The following is a 15,099-nucleotide window of genomic DNA, read 5'->3' as shown; positions in this document are numbered from 1 at the left end:
GGAGGAGCGGAAGACGCGGGCCGGATAGGTGGAGCCCGCCAGGAGGATCAGTCCGGCCAGCAGGCTGAGTCCGGCCCAGACCGCCCAGTCCAGCCAGCCGTGGTGGGATGCACGTGGGGACAGGAGGCCTCCCGCCTACTTGCGCAGGAGCACCTTGTGGTAGCGCTCCATGTCGTCCAGCACGATGCCCGTGCCCCGCACCACGCAGGTCAGGGGATCGTCCGCCAGGTTGACGGGCAGGCTGGTCTCGTCCCGCAGCTTGTTGGCCAGGCCCTTGAGCATGGCGCCGCCCCCCGTCAGCATGATGCCGTGGTCGCGGATGTCCGCCGCCAGCTCCGGCGGCGTCTTCTCCAGGCTGAGCTTCACCGCGTCCACGATCTGGCGCACGGGCTCCGTCAGGGCCTCGCGCACCTCCTCGCTGGAGATCTCCACGGCCTTGGGAATGCCCGCGATCAGGTCGCGCCCCTTGGCCGTCATCTTCAGCTCCTCCTTGAGCGGGTTGGCGCTGCCGATGCGGCACTTGATCTCCTCGGCCGTGCGCTCGCCGATGAGCAGGTTGTAGTTGCTCCGCATGTACTGGATGATCTTCTCGTCCATTTCGTCGCCACCCGTGCGGATGGACGTGTCACAGACGATGCCCGAGAGGCTGATCACCGCGATCTCCGTGGTGCCGCCGCCGATGTCGATCACCATGCTGCCGATGGGCTGGTCCACGGGCAGGCCCACGCCCAGGGCCGCGGCCATGGGCTCGGCGATCAGGTAGACCTCGCGCGCGCCGGCGTGCTCGGCCGAGTCGTTGATGATGCGCTTTTCGCTCTTGGTCACGCCGCTGGGCACGCAGACGATCACCCGGGGCCGGGTGAGGCGGTTCTTGGTCACCTTGCGGATGAAGGCGCGGATCATCTCCTCGGCCACCTCGTCGTCGTCGATGACGCCGTCCCGCATGGGGCGGATCACCTCCACGTCGGCGTGGGTCTTGCCCATCATCTCGCGGGCCTCGTAGCCGATGGCCAGCACCTTGCGGTCGCTTTTGGACATGGCCACCACGCTGGGCTCGCGCACCAGGATGCCCTTGCCCTTGACGTAGACCAGCGTGTTGGCCGTGCCCAGGTCGATGGCGATCTCGTTGGAGAACATGCCTCCGAAGAGGCTCAGGAAAGAGAAGCCCATGTCGGTTCCAATTTGGGAGCCCGGCTCCGCGGCCACCCCGCGGCCCCGCGCCCAAGCCCCATGATTCGCTTCATCCCCGCCCGCTCCGCGGCCCGGCTCCGCCCGTGTCACACGGCGGGGCCCGGGGGGCGGACTCCGGCGCGGAGTCGCCGCTGCTAATGGCGGAAGTGCCGCCGGTCCGTGAAGAGCATGGTCATCCCGGCCTCGTCGGCGGCGCGGATGACCTCCTCGTCGCGCACGCTGCCGCCCGGTTGGATCACGGCCGTGACGCCCGCCGCCGCCGCGGCCTCCACGCCGTCCGGGAAGGGGAAGAAGGCGTCGGAGCCCAGGGCGCTGCCCGCCAGATCGTGTCCTTCGCGCCGCGCCTTGAGCACGGCCAGTTCGCTGGAGTCCACGCGGCTCATCTGTCCGGCGCCGATGCCCAGTGTGCGGCCGTCCCGGGTCAGCACGATGGCGTTGGACTTCACGTGCCGCACCACCTTCCAGGCGAAGAGCAGGTTGGTCCGCTCCCCGGGCGTGGGCTGGCGCCGGGTCACGCAGCGGTACCCGGCCGGATCCTCCAACCGCAGGTGGTCGCGCCCCTGCACGAGCAGGCCCCCGAAGAAGTGGCGGACCTGGAAGCCGGGGCCGGCCAGCGGCCCGCAGGCCAGCAGGCGGCGGTCCTTCTTCTTGCGCAGGATGGCCAGGGCCTCGTCGCTGAACCCGGGGGCGATGAGGATCTCCATGAACAGGCCGTGCACGCGGGCCGCGGTCTCCGCGTCCACGGGCCGGTTCCAGACCACGATCCCGCCGAAGGGGCTGACGCTGTCCGTGGAGAGCGCACGCTGGAAGGCTTCACCCGCGTCGGCCCCCAGGGCCGCCCCGCAGGGATTGGTGTGCTTGAGGATGGCGCAGGCGGCGCCTTCGGCCGCGGGGAAGTCGCCGATCAGCTCCAGCGCCGCGTCCACGTCCAGCAGGTTGTTGTAGGACAGGGCCTTGCCGTGCAGGATGTGCAGGCCGTCCAGGTCGCCGTAGACGGCCGCGCGCTGGTGCGGGTTTTCGCCGTAGCGCAGCTCCTGGACCCGGGGCAATGTCAGGGAGACCACGGGCGGCATCTCCGGGGCCGTCCCGCCCATCGCCTGCGCGCCCTCCTCTTCGAAACGCGCGCCCAGCTCCCGGGCGATCAGTCCGTCGTAGGCCGCCGTGCGGGCGAAGACCTTGGCCGCCAGGCTGCGCCGGAAAGCCACGGTGGTTCCGCCCTGCCCCACCTCGGCCAGCAGGGCCGGGTAGTCGGCCGTGTCACAGACGACGCTGACGAAGGCGTGGTTCTTGGCCGCGCTGCGCAGCATGGCCGGCCCGCCGATGTCGATGTTCTCCACAAGGTCGGCCAGGCTGACCCCCGGACGGCGGCTCACCTCCTCGAAGGGATAGAGCGTCACCACCACCAGGTCGATCAGGCCGATGCCGTTCTCGGCGGCCAGGGCCAGATCCTCCTCGTGATCCCGGCGGGCCAGCAGGCCGCCGTGCACGCGGGGATGCAGGGTCTTAACCCGGCCGTCCATCATTTCCGGGAAGCCCGTCAGCTCGCTCACTTCGCGCACGGGCAGGCCGTTCTCCCGCAGCAGGCGCGCCGTGCCGCCGGTGGAGACGAGTTCGCAGCCCGCGCCGGCCAGCCGGCGGGCCAGTTCCACGATGCCCGTCTTGTCGTGGACGGACAGCAGGGCGCGTTTCAGCGGGATGCGCGACATGGGATGGCCCGTCCTTCCTCGATGGTGATGCCCCGGTCCGCCAGCAGCGCCAGGGCCTCGGGATACAACTCATGCTCCACCTGCAACACGCGGCCGGCGATCTCCGCCGGCCCGTCGGCGACGTCCAGGGCCACGGCCCGCTGGAGCAGGATGGGGCCGCGGTCGTAGGCCTCGTCCACCAGGTGCACCGTGGCGCCGCTCACGCGGCAGCCCGTCCGCCAGACGGCCTCGTGCACGAAGTGGCCGTACATGCCCGCGCCGCCGAAGGCGGGCAGCAGGGCCGGGTGGATGTTGAGCATCCGGCCGCGAAAGGCCGCCACCAGGTCCGGCGGCACGCGCCGCAGGAAACCCGCCAGCGCCACCACGTCCACGGAGCGCTCCCGCAGCCAGTCCAGCACTTCGCCCACCCGGGGCGCGTCCTCGCTCCAGCAGCCCTTGCCGAAGACCGCCGTGTCCAGTCCGGCTGCGCGGGCCTTGTCCAGGGCCGGCGCTCCCGGCCGGTCGGCCAGCAGGGCGACGGGCTCCAGCGGATGGCCGCCGGCCTTCCAGCTCGCCAGGATGGACTGGAAGTTGCTCCCTCCGCCCGAGGCGAAGACCGCCAAGCGCCGGAGCTCCATGGTGCAAGTCCTTGATGTTTGGGCTTTTCCACCCGATGCAATCCCGGGCAGAAAGGTAGCGATGGAAGCAGGGCTTTTCAATGCCGCCCGCTTGGGAAGGCCCGGGACCGCCACTCAACCCGACGGGTCGGTGCGGGAGGGGCGGATCAGCCCGGCCCGCCGCCGGGCATGTCGAAGAATTGCAGCTCGCCGGCCTCGCCCGGCAGGTCTTCCAGGGCCGGCCGCCGGGCCGCGCAGTCGTCCGCGCGCCGCTCGGCCTCTTGCAGGTAGTCGCGGTAGAGACTCAGGCGCAACTCGGGGTCCAGCCCGCGGCAGGGCGGACACCCGCAGTTCAGCGCCTGCTCCAGGCCGAAGCCCTCCAGCACGGGCGGGCCGGCGTGGTGGTTCCAGGCCGCCGTGTGCGGGTCGAAGTCGTAGTCGGCCAGGAAGTCCGCGCCCCGCCGGGCCACGAAGTCCACGGCGTCCACCAGGAACTCGGCCTCGGGGTCGTCCATGGCGTAGTGGAAGCCCACCCGGCACCAGCCGGGCTTGATGCCCTGCCAGCCGTCCAGGATGCACTGGCGGTAGCGCTCGGAGGTCGTCTCGTCGATGCCCAGCAGGCTGTGGCCGTACGGGCCGGCGCACGAGCAGCCCGCCCGGGACTGGATGCCGAACAGGTCGTTGAGCAGCACGGTCACCAGCCGCGGATGCAGGTAGCGGCCGCCCGGCCGGCGCAGGTTGAAACTCACGATGCCGATCTGCCGGGCGGGATCGGGCCGGCCGAGGATCTCGATGGCCGGATTGCGCGTCCAGCGCTCCAGCGCGCGCTCCAGCAGGGCGCGCTCCCGCGCTTCGATCTGCGTCAGGCCGATGGCCTCCTTGACCTGGAAGGCCAGCGCGGCCTTGAAGAGCTGCAGCACGCCGGGCGTGCCGGCGCGCTCGCGCTCCTCGATGTCCGTCACGAAGTCGTGGGCCCGCGGGCTGACGTAGCTCACGGTGCCGCCGCCCGCCACACTGGGCGGCAGGTCGCGCCGATAGATGCGCTCGTTGAACACCAAGAGGCCGCAGGAGCCCGGCCCGCCCAGGAACTTGTGCGGCGAGAGGAAGATCGCGTCCAGGCTGGGGTCGCCGCCGCCCGCAGCGGCGGGCGGATTCATGTCGATGGCCACGTAGGGCGCGCTGGCCGCGTAGTCGAAACAGGCCAGGGCGCCGTGGGCGTGCAGGCGGGCCGCGATTTCCGGCACGCGGCTGATCCGGCCGGTGACGTTGGAGGCCGCCGAGAAGCTGCCGATGAGCAGGCGGCCCTGCAGCCCGGGCTGGCGCAGCAGGAACTCCAGGTGCTCCAGATCGATATCACCCCGCTCGTCCAGCCCCACCTCCAGCACCGTGGCCAGACCCTGGCGCCAGCTGACCTCGTTGGAGTGGTGCTCGTAAGGGCCCACCAGCACGACGGGCTGGCGCCGGGCGAGCTCCTCGTGCATGCGCGCGTCGCCGCCCTCGCCGAACAGGCCCTGCAGCAGCCCGCTGAGCAGGTCCCGGGTGGCCGGCGGAATCATCACGCCCACCAGCTGCTGGAACTTGTCGATGGCCGCCGTGGAACCCGCGCCGGCGCAGATCAGCCGGCCGTGGGGCCCGGCGTTCACGGCCCGCTTGATCACCTGCTCGGCCTCGTGGAGCAGGAAGGTCATGGAGCGGCCGGTGATGTCGTCCTCGGTGTGGGTGTTGGCGTAGTTTCGCTGCAGGTGCATCAGGTAGTGTTCGACGAAGTCCAGGCAGCGTCCGCTGGCCGTGTAGTCGCAGTAGACCATCAGCCGCCGACCGTAGGGGGTCTGCAACAGGGAGTCCACTCCGACGATGCGGCGGCGCAGGTCCGCGGGTTCCAGGTGGGGCACGGGAATCATGCGCAGGCCTCGAGCTGTTCCGTGGCATGGTCCATCCGGCCGGGGCGGATGGGCCGAACATGAAAACGGCGTGGCCGCGCCACGCCGACGGTAGGAGGACGAAAACTGACCCCAAGGGGAATCGAACCCCTGTTACCAGAATGAAAGCCTGGAGTCCTGACCGCTAGACGATGGGGCCGAACGAAGAACTAGGGTGGAAGATGGGACTTGAACCCACGACCTCCTGGGCCACAACCAGGCGCTCTAACCGACTGAGCTACATCCACCGTGACAAGAACCGACCGCGCCCGGAAGGAATCGAACCTTCAACCTACGGCTTAGAAGGCCGGTGCTCTTTCCATTGAGCTACGAGCGCAAGCCCGCGCCGCGGAGTCGGGGCGACTGGATTCGAACCAGCGACCTCCTGCTCCCAAAGCAGGCGCGCTACCAGGCTGCGCAACGCCCCGCTGCAATGAACAGGCCGCAAGTTTAGCATGACCCCGAGGATGATGCAAGTTCGGGGCCGTTCGGCAGGCCCGCGGAGGCTCCGGCAAAGAAAAGCCCCGCCAGGGAGCGGGGCCGATCCGTCAGGAAAAAACCCGCGTGTCAGACGCTGGTCTTGAAGGCCTGGCCGGGACGGAACTTGACCGTCTTGGAGGGCTTGATGTCCATCTTCTGACCGGTCTTGGGATTGAAGCCCTTCCGCGCCTTGCGCTTGACCACGGAGAACGAACCGAAGCCCACCAGACGCACGTCCCGCTTGGCGTTCTTCTTGATGCCGTCCAGCACGGCTTCCACGGCCGTCTTGGCCTGGGTCTTGGGAAGGTTGGTCTGCTTGGCAACAAATTCGATCAGGTCGCCCTTGTTGAACGGAGGCTTGGTCTCCTTCGTCGCGGGCTTCACTTCCTTCGTCGTCTTGGCCATCGGATCCTCCATGAACAGGTTGTGTGACAAACAGCCGAAACGCTGTTGCGGCCCTCTGGTGGGGGCAAGGTAGAAAGGGCGTTTTCAGGCAGTCAAGGGAAAAATGCGAAATCTTCGCTTCCACTCTCGTCGCGAAGCCGCCCAGCAAGCGGGTTCGGCGACCCCGAGGCGAGCGGAGGCCAGTCAGGAAGGGGCCTCAGAAGTCGCGCCGGTCATCGCCGCGGCGGCGGTCGCCGTCACCCTGGCGGCGATCCTGGCCGGAGCGGATGCGCTGCAGGGCCTCGCGGTCCACCAGATCCCAGACGCCGTCCTTGAGCACGCCCACCTTCCCGACGAAGTTGCCGTTTCCATAGACCTGCTCGCCGCAGCGCAGGTGAAAGCGACGGTCCATGGATTCACAATCCTTGGTCACGGTGTAGTTGTACATGCGTGCTCCTGGAGCTGGGTGGGTTCGTCATGGGCCGAGCGGCCCATCCTTGGGTGCACGGGCAAGCTAGTCATGCGGGAGCGCAGGTTCAAGCCGTGAATGGCCCGGCGTGAACCTGACTCAGCGGGCCCGGCCCTCGTCCGTAGTCCGCCGCTCGTCGGCCTTCACCGCCTCCCAGAGCGTGTCCAGCGTGGCCAGATCCGTCTGCGCGATGTCGCCGCCGGCGGCGCGCAGGCGGCGCTCCACGTCCCGGAAGCGGCGGATGAATTTGTCGTTGGTGCGCCGCAGGGCGTCCTCGGGTTGCACGCCCAGGTAGCGGGCCACGTTGACCACCGAGAACAGGAAGTCGCCGAACTCGGCCTCCGCGTCGCGCAGTGCGCCGCTGGCCAGGGCCTGGCGGAACTCGCCGTACTCCTCCTCGAGCTTCTGCAGCGCGCCGGCGGCCGCCGGCCATTCGAAGCCCACCCCCGCCACCTTCTCCTGGATCCGCTGGGCGCGCAGCAACCCGGGCAGCGCGACCGGCAACCCGTCGAGAATGGAATCGCGGCGCGCGCCGGACGAATTCTGCTCCTGGGCCTTGACCCGCTCCCAGAGGCGCTCCACCTCCCGCGCGTCCGCCGCGGCCGCCTCCCCGAACACGTGCGGGTGGCGGCGCAGCAACTTCTGGGAAATCTGCGTCAGCGAGTCGCTCAAGCGGAAACTGCCGCTCTCCTCGGCCAGCTCGGCCTGGAAGGCCACGTGCAGGCAGAGGTCACCCAGCTCTTCGCAGAGCTCCTCGGCGGATCCCGAGTCGATGGCCGCCAGCACCTCGTGACACTCCTCCAGCAGATAGGGCCGCAGACTCTCCGGCGTCTGCTCGCGATCCCAGGGACAGCCCTCCGGACTGCGCAGCACCTTGAGGATCTTCAACAGCCGCGCCAGGGCGCGTCCGTCGCCCTCGGCCTCCTCCACCTGCGCGGGGCTGAGCCGGGCGTCCAGCTCTTCGTCACTCAGCACGGGGTTCCTCCCGGGCGCCGAAGGAGAACAGCAGCACGGCCGCCGCCACAGAGGCGTTGAGGCTGCCGATTCGGCCTTGCATGGGAATCCGCAGCTCCAGGTCCAGGCACTCGCGCACCCGCTGGGACAGTCCCCGGCCCTCTCCGCCCAGCACCAGGGCCAGCGGACCGGCGGGCCGGTAGTCGGCCGGGGTCTTCTCGGCCCGCTCCGAGAGGCCCAGGCGCGCGTAACCGCGCCGACCCAGCCAGAGCAGCGCCTCGGACAGCTCCTCGGCCACCAGCACGGGCAGCCAGGCCAGGGCGCCGGCGCTGGCCCGGAAGGCCGCGTCGCTCAGGGGCGCCTGGGCCCAGCGCGAGATCACCAGCGCCGTGACCCCCGCCGCCTCCGCGCTGCGGGCCACGGCCCCGAAGTTCTGCGGGTCCTGCAGTCCGTCCAGCACCAACAGAAGCGGGCGACGGGCCTGCTCCAGGGCCGGCAGCTCCTGCTCCAGCGAACGCTCGGGCAACGGCTCGAGCTGCAGGGCCGCGCCCCGGTGCTCCGTGTGGCGCATCACGCGGTCCAGCTCGGCGTTGTCGACCTCCTCGCCCGGAACGCCGCGCAGCACCGCCTCCCGGCGCAGCTCGGCCAACAGGCCCGTCCGCACCGGACCGCGCAGCAACAGGTGGCGGGCGGGCAGGCCCGCGCGCAGGGCCTCCTGAACAGGCCGGCGGCCGCTGATCCACAGGCTGTCCGTGGGGGCGGGGGCTTCCTTGCGCCAGCGGGCGCCGTCTCGTGGCTGCATGATCGTCCTTCCGGGTTGGGCGGGCCGGCGGATTCCGGGCGCCGGCGCCAAGATAGCAGGCCGCGCGCCCTCTTGGGCAAATCCTACATTGTTTCGCGCGGCCGTCGAACCGGCCGCACGGCCCACGAAGGCCGCCTTACCCCCGACAGACAGGAGTCCACATGTCACACACCACCAACCTGCTCGGCGCGCGCACGCCCTTCGAGACAGGCTCAGGTACGGCCCACTACTACCGACTGGAGCACCTGGAAAGCCTGGGCCTGGGGCAGGTGAGCCGCCTGCCCGTGTCCATCAAGATCCTGCTGGAGTCCGTGCTGCGGCACTGTGACGGGCATCTGGTGCGCGAGGAGGATCTGAAGCGCATCGCGGGCTGGAACCCCGCCGCGCCCACGGACGAGGAGATTCCCTACCGGCCCGCCCGCGTGATCCTGCAGGACTTCACGGGCGTGCCCGCGGTGGTGGATCTGGCGGCCCTGCGCAGCGCCATGGCCCGGATGGGCGGGGATCCCCGGCGCATCAACCCCGGCGTGCCCGTGGACCTGGTCATCGACCACAGCATCCAGGTGGACCGCTACGGCCGGCCCGACGCCCTGCGCGTCAACACGGAGCTGGAGTTCCGGCGCAACCGTGAGCGCTACGAGTTCCTGCGCTGGGGCCAGCAGGCCTTCGACAATTTCAGCGTGGTACCGCCGGCGGTGGGCATCATCCACCAGGTGAACCTCGAGTACCTGGCCAAGGGCGTGCTGCAGCGCCGGGAGGACGGGCTGGACGTGGTCTTCCCCGACTCCTGCGTGGGCACGGACAGCCACACCACCATGATCAACGGACTGGGCGTGGCGGGCTGGGGCGTGGGCGGCATCGAGGCCGAGGCCGTGATGCTGGGCCAGCCCATTTACATGCTGATCCCCGAGGTGGTGGGCTTCCGCCTCACCGGCCGCCCGCGCGAAGGCGTCACGGCCACCGACCTGACCCTGACCTGCGTGGAGCTGCTGCGCCAGAAGGGCGTGGTGGGCAAGTTCGTCGAGTACTGCGGCCCGGGCCTCTCGGCGATGAGCCTGGCGGACCGCGCCACCCTGGCCAACATGGCCCCCGAGTACGGCGCCACCATGGGCTTCTGTCCCATGGACGAGGAAACCCTGGCCTACCTGCGCCAGACCGGCCGCGACCCGCGACTCGTGCAATTGGTGGAACGCTACGCCAAGGAGCAGGGCCTGTTCCGCACGGACGCCACGCCCGAGCCCGTGTTCACGGACATGCTCGAGCTGGACCTCTCCAGCGTGGAGCCCTGCCTGGCCGGCCCCAAGCGGCCCCAGGACCGGGTGCCCCTGCCCCGCGTGAAGAGCGAGTTCGCCACCAGCCTGGCGGCGCCCGTGGGCGCGCGGGGCTTCGGGCTGGCGGGCGCGCAGCTGGAGGCCTCGACGCAGGTCGTGCTGGACGGCCAGGCCCTCGAACTCAAGCACGGCGACGTGGTGCTGGCCGCCATCACCTCCTGCACCAACACCAGCAACCCGGGCGTGCTGCTGGCCGCCGGCCTGCTGGCCAAGAAGGCCGTCGCCCGCGGGCTGACGGTCCCGCCCACGGTGAAGACCAGCCTGGCCCCGGGCAGCCGCGTGGTGACACGGTACCTGCAGGACGCCGGCCTGCTGGAGAGCCTGGAGGCGCTGGGCTTCCACAACGTGGGCTACGGCTGCACCACGTGCATCGGCAACTCGGGCCCGCTGCGCGACGAGCTGGAGGCCGGCCTGGCGGGCGGCGAGGTGGTCGTGGCCGGCGTGCTCTCCGGCAACCGCAACTTCGAGGGCCGCGTGCATCCGCGCATCAAGGCCAACTACCTGGCCAGTCCGCCGCTGGTGGTGGCCTACGCCCTGGCGGGCAGCGTCAACCTGGACCTGACCCGCGAGCCGCTGGGCCACGATCCCCAGGGCCAGCCGGTCTACCTGCGGGACGTTTGGCCCACGGACGCGGAGATCCGCGAGCTGCTGGCCCTGGCCATGCGGCCGGAAGTCTTCCGCGAGCTCTACGACGGCGTGGGCGCCTCCAACGCCGACTGGAACGCCATTCCCGTCAGCCCGGGCGACCTGTTCGACTGGGATCCCGACTCCACCTACATCCAGGAGCCGCCCTTCTTCCAGGGCCTGAGCGAGCGACCCGCGGCCATCTCGTCCATCCGCGCCGCGCGCAGCCTGGCCCTGCTGGGGGACAGCGTCACCACGGACCACATCAGCCCGGCGGGGCGCATCCCGGACAACATGCCCGGCGGGCGCTACCTGACGGAGCACGGGGTGGCCGTGGCGGACTACAACAGCTACGGCAGCCGGCGCGGCAACGACCGCGTGATGACGCGCGGCACCTTTGGCAACATCCGCCTGCGCAACCAGCTGGCGCCCGGCACCGAGGGCGGTTGGACCACCTACCTGCCCACGGGCGAGGTGCTGCCGATCTTCGACGCCAGCGCGCTCTATCAGGCCGCCGGCACGCCGCTGCTGATCCTGGCGGGCAAGGAGTACGGCACGGGCTCCAGCCGCGACTGGGCGGCCAAGGGCACAGCCCTGCTGGGCGTCAAGGCTGTGATCGCCGAGAGTTTCGAGCGCATCCATCGCGCCAATCTGGTGGGAATGGGCATCCTGCCGCTGCAGTACGCCGCCGGCCAGAGCGCGGCCAGCCTGGGCTTGGACGGCCGCGAAGTCTTCCAGATCGAGCTGGACGAAGCGCTGCAGGCCCGCCAGACGCTGACCGTGCGCTGGACCAGCGCCGACGGCGTGCGATCGGGCGAGTTCCAGACCCGCTGCCGGATCGACACGCCGGTGGAGGTGGATTACTACCGCAACGGCGGCATCCTGCAGACCGTGCTGCGGCAATTCCTGGCAGAGACCCGCCAGAGCTGAGCCCCGCTTTCGACAGCAAAGGCCCGGATCGCACTGGATCCGGGCCTTTTTTTGCGGCGTGATCTCTGGCGCGAAGCGAGACTCCCACGGCGGACCTTCAGCTGGCGCGGCGTCCAGTCCGTCGCCAGCCGGCGGGCAGCGGCAGGGCCGCGGCCAGCACCAGCGGCAGGGCGGCCCACTCCCGGGGCAGCACGCCGGCCCCCAGCAGCGCGGCCAGCAGCAGGCCGTAGACGGGTTCCAGGCCCGCGGCCAGTCCGGCCTGGAAGGGGCTGACCCGGCGCAGGGCGTGGATGAACAGGCCGTGGCCCAGGGCCGTGCAGGCCAGTCCCAGCGTCGCCAGCCGCCCCCAGTCGCCGGCGCCCGCCTGCGCCAGCTCGTGCCACGACCAGGGCAAGAGCAGCAGGGCCGCGCCCGCCAGCTGCCCGGCGGCCAATCGCATGGCGCCCAGCCGGGTCACGCGGCCCGAGTTCCAGCGCGCCAGCAGCGCGAAGCAGGCCCCGGCCAGCAGGCCCCAGGCCAGGGCGGCTCCGCGGCCCGGACTTGCCGGGTCGAGCGGTCCGGCCAGGACCAGCAGACCCGCCGCCAGCAGGCCCAGCTGGACGAGGCTCCGACGCAGCGACGGCGCGGGGCCCGCGGAGGGAGCGGCGGGACGCACGTGCTGCAGCAGCAGGCTGAAGGCGGGAAAGGAGGCGTAGCTGAGCAGGGCCACGGGCACGCCGCCCAGCCGCATGGACTGGAAGAAGGCCACCCAGTGCAGGGCCAGCAGCGGTCCGGCCAGCACCAGTTGGGGAAGGTCAACGGCCCGGCCAAGCGCCCGACCGCTTCCTCGGACCGGATCCCGCCAGGCCAGGAGCAGCAGAACGGGCGCGGCCACCAGACAGCGGCCCAGCGTGAGGGCCAGCGGACTCAGGCTGGTGGCCTGGGCCACCAGGGCCGCGGCGCCGAAGAGCAGGACGGCCAGGTGCAGTGCGATCACGGCCGCCCCCCGATTCCCCGCAAACAGCCGGCCTGTGGCCGGGTGCTCAGTCCACCGTAATGCTCTTGGAGACGTTCTTGGGCGCGTCGGGATGCACGCCGTGGTCCTTCACGCCCAGCCGGTCCAGCAGTTCCATCTTCAGCTCGCACATGCGCAGGGCCAGGCGCTGCAGCACGAGGATCGAGGTGAAGGTGGTGGTGATCAGATCGCCCGAGCTGGGCAGCGGAATGAAGATCCCGCGGTAGTCCGACTGGCCCATGGGCGGCTCCAGGGCGGCCCGGCGCAGGTTCTCGTCCTCCTCGGCAATGACGATGCTCATGGCTCCGCGGATCTTGTGCGTGTTGATCTGGGTGATGGTCAGCTCCACATCGCGCTTGCCCGGCCCGGTGACGTAGATCAGCGGGTAGTCGCGATAGAGGCTGTCGAAGACGCCCTGGCCGTCCTCGCGGTGGGCCGTGGTGCTCAGGCCCGCGCCGCGCGGCGCGCCGGGCAGGCCGTCCCCCGCCGGCGGGAAGAGCCGGTCCACCAGTTCGTCCAGCCAGCGCGTGAGCTCGGGCAGCTCCAGGGACTGCCCGCCCCGCTCCAGCTCCCGGGCCAGCTCGTGGCCCAGGCTGGCCGTGAAATCCCGCACCTGGTCCAGCCCGAAGCCCGTGTTGAGTCCCAGAATGGTGTTGGGCCCGTGCTTGAACTCCGTGGCCTCGATGCCTTCGGAGTGGTTGAGCACCACCTCGCGGATCTTCAGGGCGCCCTCCCGGGCCACGCCCCACATGCGCGTGGCCAGGATGTGCAGGCTGGGCGCCTGGTAGAGCAGGCGCGCGGCCTCCTCCACGGCGGGCGCGGTCTCGATAAGCGTGCGGCCCAGCAGGTCGGGAATCTGCTCCAGGCGCTCGCGGCGGCTGAGCAGCACGTCGAAGCCCGTGGTGCCGCGCTCGCGCCCGCCCCGGGCGGCGGCCAGGTAGAGGGCCATGCCGTAGAGCAGGGTCAGCTGGTTGATGAAGCTCTTGGTGGCCGGCACGGCGATCTCCGGCCCGCAGCGCAGGGGAATGACGATGTCCGCCTTCTCCTGGGCCAGGGTTGAGTTCAAGTTGTTCACCAGGCAGATGTGTTTGAGCTGGGGCGCCTTGGCCCGCAGGTCGTCCACCACGTCGATGACGTCCTTGGTCTCCCCGCTCTGGCTGATGGTGACCAGCAGGTCCTGGGGCGTGATGCTGTGGTTGAACTGGCTGCGGTACTCGCCGGGCAGGAGCGGCACAAACTTGACCCCGCAGAGGTCATTGAAGAACATGGCCCCGGTGCGGGCCGCGTTGTAGCTGGTGCCCGAGCAGACGGCGTAGATCTGGCCGCCCTGCTCCAGCACGCGGCGCGCCTCGTCCACGAAGCGGTAGAGCTGGGTGGTGAGCTCGTTGATCTCGTCGTTTTCGTGATACAGGTCGGCCAGCAGCAGCAAGTCCCGGCGCGCGTGGCCCGGGAAGCGCTCACGGGCCCAGGCCAGGTGCGGCCCGGCGTCGCTGTAGAAACGCTCGTCCTCGCGGATCCCCGGCGGCAGCTCGCCGAACAGCTCCCAGAGCGCGTCGTCCACGAACAGGCGCTCGCAGGCCTTGAGCAGCGCGTCCGGACTGGGCGCGTCGGTCAGGGCCATCAACTCCTCCTCCACGGCGCTCATCACGCGGCGTCCGGAGGCGCCCGCTTGGCGGAAGAGCTGCAGGCGCGGGCTGCCGTTGGTCAGGTAGCGCACCAGCCGGCGCGCGCTGTCCACCTCGTCGGCGATTTCCTGCTCCATGAACCACTTGAAGCCCGGGCGCAGGCCGATGTCGTCCACGCGCAGGCGGCTGAACAGGGGCGCCACCTCCACCGGGTCGCCGGGCTTCAGCCGCACGCGGCCACGCTGGGGATCCTCCCACTCCATCTCCTCGAAGGCGTAGACCTGGTAGGAATCCGCCCGGTACTCCACGAACTGCCCGCGGCGCAGGGGCAGGATCATGCGCGTCTGGCCCAGCACGGCGGTCAGGTCGCTGGAGGCCAGGAAGAAGGGATTGGGTTCCCCATCGCCCTCCAGGCTGCCCACGCCGGCGTAAAGGCTGGAGCCGGCCTTGATGGCCCAACTGGTGCCCGTCTCGGGCAGCACGATCACAGCCGCGTACGCTCCGTCCACCTGCTCGGCCGCGCGCACGATGGCCCGGCGCATGGCGGCCTCGGGGTTGGCGTGGCGGCCGCCGGCCAGCTCCTCGTCGTAGTTGTGCTCGATCACGTGCACGAGCATCTCGCCGTCGTTGTCGGAGAGCACCACGTGCCCGCGCTCCGTCAGCCATTCCTTGAGCTGGGGGCTGTTGCTGATGTTGCCGTTGTGCGCGCCGTAGAGGTGGCGCTTGCAGCGCACCTCGTGGGGCTGGGCGTTCTGCTGGTCCACGGCGCCGAAGGTCGCCCAGCGCACCTGGCCGCAGAAGATCCGCCCGGCCTGGGCCGGCATGCCCAGCGTGTGACAGATCTCGCTGGGAGCACCCGGGCTCTTGAGCAGCGTGACGCGGTCGCCGTCCTGGAACGCGCCCCCGGTGGAGTCGTAGCCGCGGTACTCGAGGATCTTGAGCAGGCGGGTGGCCACCTCGCCCAGCCGCACGGTGCGGCGCAGATAGACCAGGCCCAGCACGCCGCAGCCCAGGGCTGGGTGGACGGACGGCACCGGCAGGGGCAAGCGGCCCAGGAAGCGGAACAGCGGACTCAGCATGCACAGACTCCTTCT

At 70.5% G+C, this 15,099-nt stretch carries 11 protein-coding genes and 4 tRNA genes; 1 reads left to right on the top strand and 14 read right to left on the bottom strand.

The features are described from left to right. Positions 1–135 precede the first annotated feature (135 nt). The 12 genes from WC326_06380 to WC326_06325 all read right to left on the bottom strand — a co-directional run bounded on the left by WC326_06380 (position 136) and on the right by WC326_06325 (position 8,501). On the bottom strand, positions 136–1,170 hold the full coding sequence (locus WC326_06380) for a rod shape-determining protein (GenBank protein MFA7330684.1): 1,035 nt from the start codon (positions 1,168–1,170) through the stop codon (positions 136–138). 155 nt (positions 1,171–1,325) lie between these two features. Then, positions 1,326–2,897, bottom strand: coding sequence for a bifunctional phosphoribosylaminoimidazolecarboxamide formyltransferase/IMP cyclohydrolase (gene purH, locus WC326_06375; protein MFA7330683.1), 1,572 nt, complete (start codon positions 2,895–2,897; stop codon positions 1,326–1,328). Further along, positions 2,879–3,514, bottom strand: coding sequence for a phosphoribosylglycinamide formyltransferase (locus WC326_06370; GenBank protein ID MFA7330682.1), 636 nt, complete (start codon positions 3,512–3,514; stop codon positions 2,879–2,881). Before WC326_06370 ends, purH begins: the two co-directional genes overlap by 19 nt. A 146-nt stretch (positions 3,515–3,660) precedes the next feature. Beyond that, positions 3,661–5,394 carry an aminotransferase class V-fold PLP-dependent enzyme gene (locus tag WC326_06365; GenBank protein MFA7330681.1) on the bottom strand — a complete coding sequence of 578 codons (1,734 nt, stop codon included), beginning with the start codon at positions 5,392–5,394 and terminating at the stop codon, positions 3,661–3,663. Between the two features lie 106 nt (positions 5,395–5,500). Then, a tRNA-Glu gene (locus WC326_06360) sits at positions 5,501–5,572 on the bottom strand. A gap of 13 nt (positions 5,573–5,585) precedes the next feature. After that, positions 5,586–5,661, bottom strand: a tRNA-His gene (locus WC326_06355). A gap of 15 nt (positions 5,662–5,676) precedes the next feature. Then, a tRNA-Arg gene (locus WC326_06350) sits at positions 5,677–5,749 on the bottom strand. A gap of 17 nt (positions 5,750–5,766) precedes the next feature. Beyond that, positions 5,767–5,840: transfer RNA gene (locus WC326_06345), tRNA-Pro, on the bottom strand. Positions 5,841–5,979: 139 nt separating this feature from the next. After that, complete coding sequence (locus tag WC326_06340) at positions 5,980–6,297, bottom strand: HU family DNA-binding protein (GenBank protein MFA7330680.1); 318 nt, start codon at positions 6,295–6,297, stop codon at positions 5,980–5,982. A gap of 196 nt (positions 6,298–6,493) precedes the next feature. After that, a complete protein-coding gene (locus tag WC326_06335; GenBank protein MFA7330679.1) occupies positions 6,494–6,724 on the bottom strand; it encodes a hypothetical protein in 231 nt (76 codons plus the stop codon). A 120-nt stretch (positions 6,725–6,844) separates the two neighbouring features. Then, entirely contained in the window at positions 6,845–7,720 is an 876-nt protein-coding gene (mazG, locus tag WC326_06330; protein ID MFA7330678.1) for a nucleoside triphosphate pyrophosphohydrolase, read from the bottom strand. Continuing rightward, complete coding sequence (locus tag WC326_06325) at positions 7,710–8,501, bottom strand: RNA methyltransferase (protein ID MFA7330677.1); 792 nt, start codon at positions 8,499–8,501, stop codon at positions 7,710–7,712. The genes mazG and WC326_06325 overlap by 11 nt, the downstream gene beginning before the upstream one ends. Before the next feature lie 161 nt (positions 8,502–8,662). Here WC326_06325 and acnA point away from each other — a divergent pair, with 161 nt between their 5' ends. Next, positions 8,663–11,386 (top strand): aconitate hydratase AcnA, encoded by a 2,724-nt coding sequence (acnA, locus tag WC326_06320; GenBank protein MFA7330676.1) that lies wholly within the window; start codon positions 8,663–8,665, stop codon positions 11,384–11,386. A gap of 97 nt (positions 11,387–11,483) precedes the next feature. On the opposite strand, the gene WC326_06315 is transcribed toward acnA, so the two are convergent. Together WC326_06315 and WC326_06310 are read right to left on the bottom strand one after the other, a co-directional pair. Beyond that, positions 11,484–12,362: an EamA family transporter gene (locus WC326_06315; protein ID MFA7330675.1), complete on the bottom strand. Its 879-nt coding sequence runs from the start codon at positions 12,360–12,362 to the stop codon at positions 11,484–11,486. 46 nt (positions 12,363–12,408) lie between these two features. Beyond that, positions 12,409–15,084 carry an SIS domain-containing protein gene (locus tag WC326_06310; protein ID MFA7330674.1) on the bottom strand — a complete coding sequence of 892 codons (2,676 nt, stop codon included), beginning with the start codon at positions 15,082–15,084 and terminating at the stop codon, positions 12,409–12,411. Positions 15,085–15,099: the final 15 nt, after the last annotated feature.

It is taken from the genome of Candidatus Delongbacteria bacterium (assembly GCA_041675285.1).
Lineage (GTDB): Bacteria > CAIWAD01 > CAIWAD01 > CAIWAD01 > CAIWAD01 > CAIWAD01.
Note: the sequence above shows the minus strand (reverse complement) of the source record. Positions and strands in the feature narration are given on the sequence as shown.